This is a genomic window from Brevibacterium sp. SMBL_HHYL_HB1 (assembly GCF_018208375.1).
Taxonomy (GTDB): Bacteria; Actinomycetota; Actinomycetes; order Actinomycetales; family Brevibacteriaceae; genus Brevibacterium; species Brevibacterium intestinavium.
Genome location: NZ_CP062936.1, coordinates 534,082 through 547,747 on the forward strand (window position 1 = coordinate 534,082; position 13,666 = coordinate 547,747).

Annotated in this window: 9 protein-coding genes; 6 read left to right on the plus strand and 3 right to left on the minus strand. The window is 68.7% G+C overall.

Annotated elements, in window-relative coordinates; all coding sequences use genetic code 11:
- The first annotated feature begins 265 nt into the window (after positions 1-265).
- On the plus strand, positions 266-1,618 hold the full coding sequence (gene glmM / locus IG171_RS02500; protein ID WP_212129644.1) for a phosphoglucosamine mutase: 1,353 nt from the start codon (positions 266-268) through the stop codon (positions 1,616-1,618).
- A gap of 220 nt (positions 1,619-1,838) precedes the next feature.
- Positions 1,839-3,260 carry an FAD-binding protein gene (locus IG171_RS02505; RefSeq protein WP_212129645.1) on the plus strand — a complete coding sequence of 474 codons (1,422 nt, stop codon included), beginning with the start codon at positions 1,839-1,841 and terminating at the stop codon, positions 3,258-3,260.
- Here IG171_RS02505 and IG171_RS02510 read toward each other — a convergent pair.
- From IG171_RS02510 to coaA, 3 genes are all read right to left on the minus strand, one after another.
- Positions 3,199-4,929, minus strand: coding sequence for a bacterial transcriptional activator domain-containing protein (locus tag IG171_RS02510; protein WP_212129646.1), 1,731 nt, complete (start codon positions 4,927-4,929; stop codon positions 3,199-3,201). The genes IG171_RS02505 and IG171_RS02510 overlap by 62 nt on opposite strands.
- 182 nt (positions 4,930-5,111) lie before the next feature.
- Positions 5,112-6,974, minus strand: a complete 1,863-nt coding sequence (locus IG171_RS02515; RefSeq protein WP_212129647.1) for an ABC transporter ATP-binding protein — start codon at positions 6,972-6,974, stop codon at positions 5,112-5,114.
- 182 nt (positions 6,975-7,156) lie between these two features.
- On the minus strand, positions 7,157-8,194 hold the full coding sequence (coaA, locus tag IG171_RS02520; protein ID WP_212129650.1) for a type I pantothenate kinase: 1,038 nt from the start codon (positions 8,192-8,194) through the stop codon (positions 7,157-7,159).
- 170 nt (positions 8,195-8,364) lie between these two features.
- Here coaA and glmS point away from each other — a divergent pair, with 170 nt between their 5' ends.
- From glmS to IG171_RS02540, 4 genes are all read left to right on the plus strand, one after another.
- Positions 8,365-10,239, plus strand: a complete 1,875-nt coding sequence (gene glmS, locus IG171_RS02525; protein ID WP_212129651.1) for a glutamine--fructose-6-phosphate transaminase (isomerizing) — start codon at positions 8,365-8,367, stop codon at positions 10,237-10,239.
- 9 nt (positions 10,240-10,248) lie between these two features.
- Positions 10,249-10,728 (plus strand): holo-ACP synthase, encoded by a 480-nt coding sequence (locus IG171_RS02530; protein ID WP_249203989.1) that lies wholly within the window; start codon positions 10,249-10,251, stop codon positions 10,726-10,728.
- Positions 10,729-10,738: 10 nt separating this feature from the next.
- Positions 10,739-12,010 carry a M20 family metallopeptidase gene (locus IG171_RS02535; protein WP_212129653.1) on the plus strand — a complete coding sequence of 424 codons (1,272 nt, stop codon included), beginning with the start codon at positions 10,739-10,741 and terminating at the stop codon, positions 12,008-12,010.
- 82 nt (positions 12,011-12,092) lie between these two features.
- A complete protein-coding gene (locus IG171_RS02540) occupies positions 12,093-13,655 on the plus strand; it encodes a bifunctional ADP-dependent NAD(P)H-hydrate dehydratase/NAD(P)H-hydrate epimerase (protein WP_212129656.1) in 1,563 nt (520 codons plus the stop codon).
- The last annotated feature ends 11 nt before the right edge of the window (positions 13,656-13,666 follow it).

Sequence of the window (13,666 nt, forward strand, 5' to 3'; positions counted from 1 at the left end):
CGGCCCACACGCCCCAACCCGTCGTTCAAGCCGACGCGCATTCATCGAAGGGTCCACCGGTCGATATGTGCGATCCGCCTTGAACGAGCCCGTACAAATCCTTGAGCCCCCAGCAAGCCCGCAACAAGCGCAAGCACCTCACGGGCCGCAAACTCACAACTTGCCGCAATCGCTGCGCTGACTGCCGGGGCCTCGGCTGCGATCGGCCCGCCTCGGCGCGGGAATCGACTAAGATCGACTCCGACATTGACGAAAGGATCCCCACATGTCTCGACTCTTCGGCACCGACGGAGTGCGCGGTCTGGCCAATCGCGACATCACGGCCAAACTGGCGCTGCAGCTCTCCGTCGCAGGTTCACGCGTACTCAGCCGCGGTTGGACCGGGCAGCGACGGCCCTTCGCGGTCGTCGGGCGTGACACCCGCGTGTCCGGGGAGTTCCTCTCCGCCGCGCTCAGCGCCGGCATCGCCTCGACCGGGGTCGACGTGCTCGACGCCGGCATGCTCCCGACCCCGGGCATCGCCCAGGTGGTCAAGGACACCGGAGCGGCCTTCGGCGTCGTCATCTCCGCCTCGCACAATCCGATGCCCGACAACGGGATCAAATTCTTCGCCGCCGGCGGCACGAAGCTCGACGACGCCGTCGAGGACGCCATCCTCGAGATCTTCGATGAGGACTGGCAGCGTCCGACCGGGGCATCGATCGGGCGCATCTCCCGCTACCCGGCCGCAGCCGATGAATACACCGAGCACCTCGTGGACTGCCTCGACGCCGAGGGACAGCGTCCGCTGTCCGGGCTCAAGGTCGTCGTCGACTGCGCTCACGGAGCCGCGTCCATCGTCGGACCGGCCGCTCTGCGTCAGGCCGGCGCCGAGGTGATCGTCTCCGCCGCCGAACCCGATGGCTTCAACATCAACGACGGAGTCGGTTCGACTCACCTCGAACCGCTGCAGCGCCTCGTCGTCGAAACCCAGTCCGACCTCGGTGTGGCCTTCGACGGCGATGCCGATCGGTGCATGGCCGTGGACTCCCTGGGCCGTGTGGTCAACGGCGACCAGGTCATGGGCATCCTCGCGATCGGACTCAAGGAGCTCGGCGTGCTCAAGGGCAACACGCTGGTGACGACCGTGATGTCGAACCTCGGGCTCAAGCAGGCGATGGACAGGTACGGCATCGCGACCGTCCAGACCTCCGTCGGTGACCGCTATGTGCTCGAGCGGATGCTCGCCGACGGCTACGTCCTCGGCGGTGAGCAGTCCGGGCATGTGCTCATGCTCGACCACGGTACGACCGGCGACGGCGTGCAGACGGCACTGCACCTGATGAAGCGCATGGCCGACGCCAAGCGCACCCTGGCCGATCTCGCCGCGGAGATCCCGCAGCTGCCGCAGGCCCTGGTCAACGTCAAAGGTGTGGACAAGCACGGGTGCGATCACCCGCAGGTGGCCGCCGAGGTGGCCGCCGTCGAATCCGAGCTCGCCGACACCGGTCGGGTGCTGCTGCGCGCCTCCGGCACCGAGCCGCTCATCCGCGTCATGGTCGAGGCCGCCACCGAGGACACCGCCACGGCTCAGGCCGAGCGCCTCGCCGCCACCGTCAAGGAGCATCTGGCGCTGTAAGGCACTCTGCCGTTCTTCCCCGCTTCTCCGCTCGATCAAGGGCCCGCTCGAATATGACGCGTTCAAACGCGTCATATTCGAGCGGGCCCTTGATCGACATGGGGCTGCAGTGCGAGGTAAGCCAGATGTAAGCGCGGACTGGGAGCATCGACTCATCCAACGGCGGATGAGTCGACCGTCGTTGGAGTGCAACCTCACCTCTTCCAATGATCGGAGACCCATGACTCTGCAATCCCAGTCGGTCCTCACCGATGCCGCACGTGAGGACGCAGCCGATCCTGCCGCCGGGCTCGCCGCTCTGGTCGGGTCGGTGACGATCCACCTTCCCGGCGATGCCGGGTACGACAGGGCCAGAACCCTGTGGAACACCGCCGTCGACCTCCGCCCGGCCGCGGTCGCGGAACCGGTCACCGCCGCCGAGGTGTCAGCCGTCGTCGCAGCGTCGCGACAGCTCGGGCTCAAGGTCGCCCCGGTGAGCACGGGTCACAACGCCGGCCCACTGGTCCAGCACGACCTCGCCTCGACCGTCCTGGTCACGCTCGAGGCCATGAGAAAGGTCGAGATCGACCCGATGACCGCGATGGCGAAAGTGCAGGGAGGAGCCCAGTGGGGCGACGTCATCGACGCCGCCGCGGAGCACGGACTGGCCTGCCTGCACGGCTCCTCACCCGATGTCGGAGTGGGCGGCTACCTGCTCGGCGGTGGCATCTTCCTGTACGCGCGCAGACTGGGAATGGCCACCAGCAGTCTCACCGCCGTCGAGGTCGTCCTGGCCGATGGCCAACTCGTCCGCGCCGACCGCACCCAGCACCAGAGCCTGTTCTGGGCCCTGCGCGGAGGAGGCGGGAGCTTCGGCATCGTCACCTCCTTCGAATTCTCGCTCTACCCCCTGGCGACCGTCCATGCGGGAATGATGGTCTGGGACATCGACGATGCCGAAAGGGTCGTGCGCGCCTGGGCCGAGTGGGCCCCCGAGGCCGCCGAGGAGATCACCACCTCGATGCGCATCCTCAACCTCCCTCAGTCCCCGGACATCCCCGAATCGGTGGGCGGCCGCCCCGTCGTGTGCATGGACGGAGCCGTCCTGGCCGACGAAGCCCGTGCGCAGAGGATCCTCGCTCCGCTCCGGCAGCTGTCGCCGAAGGTCGACACCTTCGCGCAGGTGCCGCCGAGTTCGATCGCGCGACTCCATATGGACCCCGAAGGCCCGACTCCCGTCACTGCCGATACGGCTCTGCTGGGGCGGCTGACGGATGAGGCCGTCGACGCCTTCCTCGCCTGCGTCGGGCCCGGCACCGAGCACAGCCTGCTGTCGGCCGAACTGCGTCAGCTCGGCGGAGCCCTGGCCCGCCGGCATCCCGACGGCGGCGCGCTCAGCCGTTTGGACGGCAGCTTCCTGCTCTTCGCCGCGGCGATCGCCGACACCGCCGAGAACGAGGCGCGCGGACGGAGAGACGCCGCCGGGCTGGTCGAGAGCCTGTCACCGTGGGGCACGGGCCGCAGATACCTCAACTTCGCCGAGGCACCGGTCGATGTCGGTGACAACTACGGTGAACGCGAGTGGCTGACGCTGACCCGGGTCAAGGCCGCCTATGATCCTGAGAGCGTGTTCGCGGCCAACCACCCCGTGCCGTCGGCGTGAGCACGGCATGGGCAGGCGGGGCGTCGTCGACCGGACTCGGCGACGGGAAGTCGACGCGACGGTAGAAGGACTGGGCCTCATGCCGGTGGCGGAGGGCGGCGGGGGCGTCTCCCAGCTGCTGCTCCGCCTCGGCGAGGCGAGCGGCGGCCCGTCCGGCGAACAGCCAGCACCCCGACCACTGCGTGAGCTCGAGGCCCGCCCGTGAGTGCACGGCCGCCGTCTCCGGGCTGCCCCACAGCAGATGGGCCTTGGCCATCGACGAATGCGCGCTCGCGGCCAAGGGCACGCGCACCGCGTCGTGAGCATGCCGGAGCACGGTCCGGTACCAGGCGAAGCAGTCGGCATCGGCGGCATCGCGCATCGAGCAGGCGACGTCGAGCAGAACCGGGCCGAGGTCGACCTCGGTGTCGGCGGCTCTGCCGATGTCCCAGGCTCTGAGTGCTCCGGCCACGGCGTCGCGGGGCCGACCGGCTCGCCTGTCGATCTGGCTGCGCACCCGCCACCACATGAGCTGTCGGGAGCGCGCGCCGACGGGTTCGCCGGAGGCCGTCAGCGAGTCCGCGGCGCGGCGGAGTCGACGCATGTGGGTGAGGACGAGGGCCCGGACGATGCGCAGCATCGCGTCGGTCCCCGTCGTCCGCTCGTCGAGTCTCGACGCCTCACCCAGGAGGCGCAGGGCGCGGCGCAGGTCTCCGGTCAGGCCCATGACCGCGACCATGTCCCGCAGCAGGAGTGCGCACAGGTTCTCGTGCCCGAGGCCGGAGTGGAGGGCCTCCAGGCGCTCCAGCAGCGACAGCGCCTCGCTGTGGCGTCCCTTGCCCATGAGGATGTAGGCGAGTTCGCGGCGCAGCACCGTCCCGCGCATCGACGGGTCTGCCGCGTCGTCGCTGCGGGGAGTCAGGTCTCCGGCAGGATCGACGACGGCGAGTTCGGATCGGATCTCCGCCTCCCGGCTGCAGGCCAGGACGCGCTGGGCGGCGAGCAGGTCCGGACCCGGCTCCAGTCCCAGATCGGTCAGGGTGCGGTTGACTTCGCCGAAGGCCCGGGGCAGTTCCGAGTTCCGGCCCGTCTGCTGCAGAGCCGACATCCGCAGGACCTGTGCGCGTTCGTTCTCCGGCTGCTCGTGCGACAGCTGTGTGGCCAGATCGAGCGCCGCGCGTCCGTCGCCGAGCTCCAAGTGGACCTCGGCGCGCTTGACCTGCACTCGCGTGTACAGGTCCGCCAGCTCGGACTGCCACGTCACGGTGTCCGGAAGTTCGACACCGGGAAACGGCGCACCGTCCCACTGCGATGCGGCAGCCTCGAGTCGTCGGAGGGCGCCGAGATCGTGAGTGGGCGCAGCCTCGGTGAGCGCGGAGCGGGCACTGCGCTCGAAGTGCCACGCGTCGATAGATTCCGGGGTGAGGTCGAGTCGGTAGCCGCCGGCCGAATTGATGAGGACGCCGTGCCCCAGCTGTCGGCGCAGTCGGTGGATCTGGACGTGAAGGCGCGTGAAGGCACGCTCGGACCGATCGCCTGGCCACAGCGCTTCGACCATGAGCGAGGCCGGCGTCCACACGCGGAGCCGGAGAACCAACAGAGACAGAAGGGCACGCTGCGTGCGCCCCTGCACCCCGCGGGCGACACCATCATGGAGGACCTCCACGCGCCCCATCACGCGCACAAACATCCAGTCAGCGTAGTGGTCGCCCCGAAGACGGGGAAGATCGCGACGAACCTCACGAAAGCCCCCGCGTAACCGGAATTCGAACCGCTCAGCGCTCGATCAAGGCTCCGCTCAGATGTGGAGCGTTCAAACGCTGCATATCTGAGCGGGCCCTTGATCGCGGCCGCAGTGCCGGCCCGGCGAGCTCAGGCGGAGGCGAACTGGGTGGCGTAGAGCTCGGCGTAGCGGCCGCTGCGGCGGACCAGCTCCTCATGGGTGCCGGCCTCGACGATGCGTCCGGCCTCGACCACGAGGATCGTATCGGCCTGCCGCACCGTCGACAGCCGGTGTGCGATGACCAGCGCGGTCCGGCCGCTCATCGCCTGGGCCAGCGCCTGCTGGATCGCCGCCTCGTTCGTCGAGTCCAGCGCCGAGGTGGCCTCGTCGAGGACGACGATGTCCGGCGCCGCCAGCAGCATCCGGGCGATCGTCAGGCGCTGGCGCTCACCGCCGGAGAGTCGGTACCCGCGCTCGCCGACGACCGTGTCGAGACCATCGGGCAGGGCGTCGATGACGCTCGTCAGCTGGGCTCGATCGATCGCGTCGCGCATCTGCTCCTCGGTCGCATCGGGATTGACGAGAGCGAGGTTGGCGCGGATGGACTCGTGGAAGACGTGACCGTCCTGGGTGACCACGCCGACGGCCTCGCGCAGATCGGAGAACGACAGATCGCGGACATCGACTCCGCCGATCCGGATCGACCCGCCGGTGACGTCGTAGAGGCGCGGCAGCAGAGAGGCGATCGTCGACTTGCCCGCCCCCGAGGAGCCGACGAGGGCGACGGTGTGACCGGCGGGAATCGTCAGGCTCAGGTCATGGATGACCTCGTCGCCTCCGCGGGAATCGAGCACGGTGACGTCTTCGAGGCTGGCCAGACTGACCTGCTCGGCACTGGGGTAGGCGAAGTCGACGTGGTCGAAGACGACATCGAGACCGCCGGCAGGCAGCCGCCGCGGCTGCTCGGGCTCTCTGATGTAGGGAACGAGGTCGAGGATCTCGAACACCCTCTGGAACGACACGACGGCGCTCATGATGTCCAGGCGGGCGTTGGCGAGCATCGTCAGGGGAGTGTAGAGCCTGGTCAGCAGCAGCGCCAAGGTCACGACCTGACCGGCGTTGAGGTTGCCGACCACGGCCTGGGCTCCGCCGACGCCGTAGACCAGAGCCAGGGCCAGAGCGGAGACGAGCGTCAGCGAGGACACGAACGTCGACTGCAGCATCGCGACCTTGACGCCGATGTCGCGGACCTGTCCGGCCCTGTCGGCGAACTCCTCGCTCTCGGTGCGGGGATCGCCGAAGAGTTTGATGAGCGTGGCACCGGCGGCGGAGAACCGCTCGGTCATCCGCGTCGACATGTCCGCGCTGTTGTTCGCGGCCTCGAACTGCAGAGCGGCGAGCTTCCCGCTGAGCAGGCGGGTGGGAATGATGAACAGAGGCAGCAGGAGGATCGACATCACGGTCACCTGCCAGGAGATCGTGACCATGACGCCCACGGTCAGTGCCAGGGACACGAAGTTCGACACGATACCGGACAGGGTGTTCGAGAATGCCCGCTGGGCGCCGATGACATCGGTGTTGAGCCGGGAGACCAGGGCGCCGGTGCGGGTGCGGTTGAAGAAGGCGATCGGCATCGACTGGACGTGGTCGTACACCGCCGTGCGCAGATCGAAGATGAGACCCTCGCCGATTCGGGAGGACAGGTACCTGTTCGTGATCGAGATCGCGGCATCGGCGATGGCCAGGCCGCCGATCGCCACGGCCAGCCACACCACTGTGGCCACGGGGCCGCCGCCGGTGATCGCGTTGACGACGTCGCCGGCGAGCACCGGGTTGAGCACGCCGATGCCCGCGGTGAGGACGGAGAGGATGAGGAAGACGATGAGCTTGTGCTTGTGCCGCGTCGCGTATGCGCCGATCCTGCGGTAGATGCCCGGTTGGATGGTCGTCTGCGGCGTCTTCTGGTTCTTGACCGAGGAGTACATCACACGGTGCGCGGAGGGCATACTCATAGCCGGTCCCTTTCTGGTGCCGAAGCGACCGAGCCGGCACGGGTCTCAGCCGTGTCGATGCGAGGATCGCCCGCATCCGGTCGCCGCTGAAGGCGGGTGACTCTCCGGTGGAGAGAACAGCAGTGCACACAGTGCAACTGTTTCCGGAGTGAAACTATTTCATCGCCCCCGGGCGAGTCCGCTCACAGCTTGCGCAGCTGGACCTTCCGAATGGTGTGGTCGGCGGACTTGTGGAGCACGAGGTCGGCCCGACCCCGGCTGGGCTGGACGTTCTCCTTGAGGTTCGGGAGGTTGATGGAGTCCCAGATCTCCGTGGCCAGAGTCACGGCCTCGTCGTCGTCGAGCTGTGAGTAGCGGTGGAAGTAGGAGTCCTCGTCCTGGAAGGCACCGTGCTTGAGTTTGAGGAAGCGGGAGACGTACCACTGCTTGATGTCCCGGGAGCGGGCGTCGACGTAGACGGAGAAGTCGAAGTAGTCGCTGATCGCCAGGCCCAGGGTGCCGTCGTGGCGGGGACGGGCCGGCTGCAGGACGTTGAGGCCTTCGACGATGAGGACATCGGGGGAGCGGACGACCACCTCGGCGCCGGGGACGATGTCGTAGGTGTGGTGGGAGTACACGGGCGCCCGGACCTCGGGGGATCCGGCTTTGACGGCCGAGATGAATTTCAGCAGCTTGCGCCGGTCGTAGGACTCGGGGAAGCCCTTCCGGCCGGTCAGGCGGCGGCGTTGGAGCTCGGCATTGGGGTAGAGGAAGCCGTCGGTGGTGATGAGTTCGACACGGGGAGTGTCGGGCCAGCGGGCCAGCAGTTCGCGCAGCACACGGGCCGTGGTCGACTTGCCGACGGCCACCGAGCCGGCCACCCCGATGACGAAGGGCGTGTGTTTGGCCTCCTGCGGTTCCAGGCCCCGTTCGTGCAGCGGGGAGAAGAACTGGCGGGTCATATCGTGTTTGGACCGGCGGGCGGAGACGTAGAGATTGAGCAGACGCGACAGAGGCAGGTAGACCTGGGCCACCTCGTCGAGGTTGATCCGATCGCCGAGGCCGCGCAGCCGTTCGATGTCGCGCTGCTTGAGCGGAAGGGGAGTGGCCTGGGCGAGCGTGCCCCAGACCTCACGGTCGAATTCCCAGAATGGGGACGTCGAGTCGGGTTCGCTGCGACGGGAGGTGCTGAGTCCGGCGAGCCGGCGCGCGCGGTCCAGCTGAGGATCGACTGTGCTCATGCGCCCCATTGTGTCACGCGTCATGTTCTTCTCCGACGCCGAGGTGGCCCCGAGAATCGTCGCGGGCCCCGGCCGCGGTCGAAGCCCGAACGCGTGCAGTTGATCACGTTGATGGGATCGTGACTCGCCGGGATGCACGAGATCGGCCTCGAGTGCGTAAAATCTCCCTCATGTGTGGAATCGTAGGCTATGTATCCAAGGCCCCCGTTGACAATGCCGACCATCTGGCGCTCGACGTCGTGCTCGCTGGGCTGAAGAGGCTCGAATACCGAGGCTACGACTCCGCCGGCGTCGCCCTCGTGACCTCCGACGGCGAGCTCGCCTCGGCGAAGAGGGCCGGAAAGTTCTCCGCCCTGACCGATGAGATCGAGGCCAACCCGCTGCCGGCCGCGCAGACCGGCATCGGCCACACCCGGTGGGCCACCCACGGCGGACCCACCGACGGCAACGCCCACCCGCACCTGGCCGATGACGGCAAGCTCGCGCTCATCCACAACGGCATCATCGAGAACTTCGCCCACCTGAAGAAGGACCTCGTCGCCGAGGGCGTCGAATTCCTCTCCGAGACCGACACCGAGGTCGCCGCCGCCCAGCTGGCCAAGAACTACCGCGCCACCGGTGACCTGACCGCCGCGATGCGGGCCACCGCGAGCGAACTCGAAGGTGCGTTCACCCTGCTCGCCGTCCACGCCGACGTTCCGGGGCAGGTCGTGGCCGCACGCCGGAACTCACCGCTGGTCATCGGCCTCGGCGAGGGCGAGAACTTCCTCGGCTCCGACGTCGCCGCCTTCATCGACTACACCCGCACGGCCGTCGAGATCGGCCAGGACGAGGTCGTGACGATCACCCCCGATGAGGTCACGATCACGGATATCGAGGGCAACCTCGTCGAGGGTGAGCAGTTCGAGGTCGACTGGGACACCGCGGCCGCGGAGAAGGGCGGCTTCGCCTCCTTCATGGACAAGGAGATCCACGACCAGCCGCAGGCCGTGGCCGATACGCTGCTCGGTCGCCTCGACACCGAGGGGCGGCTGACCCTGGACGAGATGCGCATCGACGAGTCCGTGCTCAAGTCCATCGACAAGATCGTCGTCATCGCCTGCGGCACCGCCGCCTACGCCGGCCAGGTCGCGAAGTACGCGATCGAGCACTGGTGCCGCATCCCCACCGAGGTCGAGCTCGCCCACGAATTCCGCTACCGGGATCCCGTCGTGACCGAGAAGACGCTCGTCGTGGCGATCTCGCAGTCGGGCGAGACCATGGACACGATCATGGCCGTCCGCCACGCCCGCCAGCAGGGGGCGAAGGTCATCGCGATCTGCAACACCTTCGGGTCGACGATCCCGCGCGAATCCGATGCCGCCCTCTACACGCACGCCGGCCCGGAGATCGCCGTGGCCTCGACGAAGGCGTTCCTGTCCCAGGTCGTTGCCTGCTACCTGCTCGGCCTCTACCTCGCGCAGCTGCGCGGCAACAAGTTCCGCGACGAGATCGCGACCATCCTGTCCGAGCTGCAGACCATCCCGGAGAAGGTCCAGCACATCCTCGATGAGACGAAGTCGCAGGTGCTGGCCCTGGCCGACCGCAACCAGGACGTCGGTTCTGTGCTGTTCCTCGGCCGCCACGTCGGCTATCCGGTGGCGATGGAGGGAGCGCTCAAGCTCAAGGAGCTCGCCTACATCCACGCCGAGGGCTTCGCCGCCGGTGAGCTCAAGCACGGACCGATCGCGCTCATCGACGAAGGCCAGCTCGTCATCATCATCGTGCCGTCCAAGCGGGGACGCGATTCACTGCATGCGAAGGTCATCTCGAACATCCAGGAGGTCCGCGCCCGCGGTGCGAACACCGTCGTCATCGCCGAGGAGGGGGATGAAGAGGTCGACCAGTTCGCCTCGGAGGTCATCTCCGTTCCGGAGACCACGACGCTCATGGCACCGCTGCTGACGACCGTTCCGCTGCAGATCTTCGCGATGGAACTGGCCACGGCCAAAGGCCTCGACGTCGACCAGCCGCGCAACCTCGCGAAGTCCGTCACCGTCGAATAAGGCGAGACGATGGCCATTCTGGGTATCGGCACGGACATCGCCGATGTGCCGCGCTTCGCCGAGCACATCGAACGCGTACCCGAACTCCTCGACCGCCTGCTCACTCCCGGCGAGCAGCTCAAACGCAACGGCAGACGCCGCACCGACGCGTCTCTGGCGGCCCGGTTCTCCGCGAAGGAGGCGCTGAAGAAGGCGATCGGCTTCCCCGGCTGGCTGCCCTGGCAGTCCGCCGAGGTGGTTCCGGCCCGATCCGGTGCCCCGTCCTTCCGGCTGCGCGGGCTCGTGCTCGAGCACTTCAAGAGGATCGGCGGGACGAACATCCACCTGTCGATCACCCATGATGCGCACCTGACGATGACCTTCGTCATCGCCGAAGGGGAGGGCCCGTCGCTGAGCCCCGGGATCGAGGGGATCGCCGAGCACTTCACGCACTCGATGTACGGTCCGGACGGCGGTCGGGCACAGATGGGCAGAACTCAGGAGCCATAGACTGGGGAGCATGAGCTCACTTCCCGACGATCCGACAGCCTCCGCCGAGGCCACCCCCATCCACCTGCCCACCGCCGAAGACGCCGCGGACATCGCCCCCGGACTCGTCACCCTCCGCCGAGCCCTGCATGAGAACGTCGAGGTCGGCCTCGACCTGCCGGTGACGCAGAAGCTCGTCCTCGAGGCCATCGAGGGCCTCGACGTCGAAGTGAGCACGGGACAGGGGCTGTCCTCGATCGTCGTGGTGCTGCGCGGCGGTGCCCGGAAGGAGGACTCGACCGGAGTCGTGCCCGCCGTGCTCCTGCGCGGGGATATGGACGGACTGCCCGTGACCGAGGCGACCGGATTCGACTTCGCCGCGACCTCGGGGAAGATGCACGCCTGCGGCCACGACCTGCACACGGCCGGCCTCGTCGGCGCCCTCGGGCTGCTCCACCGAGTCCGCGAGCACCTGCCCGGCGACGTCGTATTCATGTTCCAACCGGGGGAGGAAGGCTATGACGGGGCCGGGAAGATGATCGACGAAGGCGTCCTCGACGCCGCCGGACCCCGCGTCAAGGCCGCCTACGGCCTGCACGTGTCCGCCGATGCCGAGCTCGGAATCGCCTCCAGCCGCCCCGGACCCTATATGGCCGCGTTCTCGACGATGACGATCACCGTGAACGGCAAGGGCACCCACGCCTCCCGCCCGGCCACGGGCAAGGACCCGATCCAGGTCGGGGCCATGCTCGTGGGCCAGCTGCAGGAGTACATCACCCGCCGGTTCGACATCTTCGACCCGATCGTGGTCACCGTCGGCCAGTTCAACGCGGGCACCGCGGCCAACGTCGTCCCCGACGAGGCCCGCCTCGTCGTCAGCGTCCGCACGTTCTCCGAGACCGTGACCTCGCGCGCCGAGGCGGAGCTGCCCCAGCTGGTGCGTGACCTCGTCGCCGCCCATGGGCTCACCGCCGAGGTGGACTACGAGCAGATCCTTCCCCCGACGATCAACGACGACGCCGAGGCCGAATTCTTCCTCGCCACCTTCACCAACCTCTTCGGGCAGGAGCGGACGGTGCGCAAGGCGAATCCGCTGCCCGGCTCGGAGGACTTCTCCCGCGTCCTCGACGCCGTGCCCGGCGCGTACGGACACTTCGGGGCGGCGCTGCCGAACCTGCCGGTCGACGAACGCGAGGCCAACCATTCCCCACGCGCCCGCCACAGCGACGACGGTCTGGCCGACCAGGCGCTGTTCCTGGCCCATCTGGCCGGTCGCCGACTCGCGCAGCTGGCCGAGGACTGATGCCTTGGGCGGAGAACTGATGCCCTGAGCGGAGGAAACGGGATACGGTGCAGTGAGACGTCGAGACGTGAAGGAGCAGTCGATGAGTGTGTTCGCCTATCCGAGCGAGGTCATCCGCCGGGCCGAGGTGCCGCTGCTCGACGCCGGTGTCCCGCTCATGGCCAGGGCGGCCCGCGCCCTGGCGAACATCGCGCTCGAGACGCTGCGGGCCGACCGCGGTCGCGTCGCGGGCTCGCGGGTGTGCGTGCTGGCCGGGCCGGGGAACAACGCCGGCGACGCGCTCTTCGCCGCGGCCGCTCTCGCCGGGAGGGGCGCGGCCGTGTCGGTCATCACCCTCTTCGACCGCACCCATGCCGAGGGACTGGCCGCCGCCCGCCGCAGCGGTGCCCAGGTCGTGTCCTTCACCGCCGCCGACCGCGCCGAGGCGACAGCCGCCGGCCCCGCGACAGCCGCCGGCCCCGCCCGAGCGGAGGCGCTGCGGGAGCTGACCCGCGCCGACCTCGTCCTCGACGGGATCCTCGGCACCGGAGGTCGCCGCGGTCTGCCCGAGCACATCGCCGGACTCATCTCCGACTGGGCACCGCAGCGCAGCGCCGGCCTGCTCGCCGTCGACGTCCCCTCCGACCTCAGCCCCGACGCCGACGGTGCGAAGCAGCGGATGCATGCCGATCGCACCGTGACCTTCGGCGGCCTCAAGACCGAACTCGTCGACCCCCGTGTGAGCGCATTCACCGGCTTCATCGACGTCATCGACATCGGCCTCGACCTCGACCCGGCGCAGGCGACCGCAGAGCTGCTCGACGCCGATGACCTCGTCACCGACTTCCCCCGCCCCGGCAGGGACGGGCACAAGTACTCCCGCGGCATCACCGGGATCCTCGCCGGATCGGAGGAGTACCCGGGCGCCGGCGTGCTCACGACCACTTCGGCGGTCAATTCCGGGGCGGGGATGGTCCGCTATCTGGGAGCCCCGCTCGTGGCCGAATTCGTCATCGGCCTGCACCCCGAGGTGGTCACCGCCTCCGGGCGGGTCGACGCCGTGGTCATCGGACCCGGCGATCCCGAACCCGAATACATCCAGGCTGTCATCGACGCCCTGACCGAGACCACGACCCCGCTCGTCCTCGACGCGGGAGGCCTCGACATGGTCGGCCGCGCCGAGACGATGACCGAGACCTGGTTGGCCGGTCGCCCCCTGATCATCACTCCGCACGCCGGCGAGCTGGCCCGGCTGCTCAGCCGCCTCCTCGGCGAGATCATCACGGCGGGCAGGATCGGCCAGGACCCGCTCGGATGGGCCCGGCAGGCGGCGGAGCTGACCGGAGCGATCGTCCTGCTCAAGGGCCACCATACGGTCATCGCCGCCCCCGACGGGCACACCGTGCTGCCCGAACCGGGCCCGGCGAGCCTGGCCACGGCCGGGGCCGGTGATGTGCTCTCAGGCGTCCTCGGCACCCTGATCGCCGTCGCCTCGGCCCGTAGCCGCTACGGCGATGACCGACCGCTGTCGTCGCATCAGTGGGCCCGCCTGGCCGGCTTGGCCGTGCTCGTCCACAATGCCGCAGGACGGCAGGCGGTCACCGCCTCCGGTGTCGCCGGTGCCCTCGCCGAGGTGACCGACGCACTCATCCACGGCACGGACTGAGTCCAGCGCCC

Coding starts and splice junctions, on each gene's coding strand:
- glmS (WP_212129651.1), top strand. CDS start 8,365: ATGTGTGGAATCGTAGGCTATGTATCCAAGGCCCCCGTTGACAATGCC.
- coaA (WP_212129650.1), bottom strand. CDS start 8,194: ATGAGCACAGTCGATCCTCAGCTGGACCGCGCGCGCCGGCTCGCCGGA.
- glmM (WP_212129644.1), top strand. CDS start 266: ATGTCTCGACTCTTCGGCACCGACGGAGTGCGCGGTCTGGCCAATCGC.
- IG171_RS02505 (WP_212129645.1), top strand. CDS start 1,839: ATGACTCTGCAATCCCAGTCGGTCCTCACCGATGCCGCACGTGAGGAC.
- IG171_RS02530 (WP_249203989.1), top strand. CDS start 10,249: ATGGCCATTCTGGGTATCGGCACGGACATCGCCGATGTGCCGCGCTTC.
- IG171_RS02515 (WP_212129647.1), bottom strand. CDS start 6,974: ATGAGTATGCCCTCCGCGCACCGTGTGATGTACTCCTCGGTCAAGAAC.
- IG171_RS02535 (WP_212129653.1), top strand. CDS start 10,739: ATGAGCTCACTTCCCGACGATCCGACAGCCTCCGCCGAGGCCACCCCC.
- IG171_RS02540 (WP_212129656.1), top strand. CDS start 12,093: ATGAGTGTGTTCGCCTATCCGAGCGAGGTCATCCGCCGGGCCGAGGTG.
- IG171_RS02510 (WP_212129646.1), bottom strand. CDS start 4,929: ATGTTTGTGCGCGTGATGGGGCGCGTGGAGGTCCTCCATGATGGTGTC.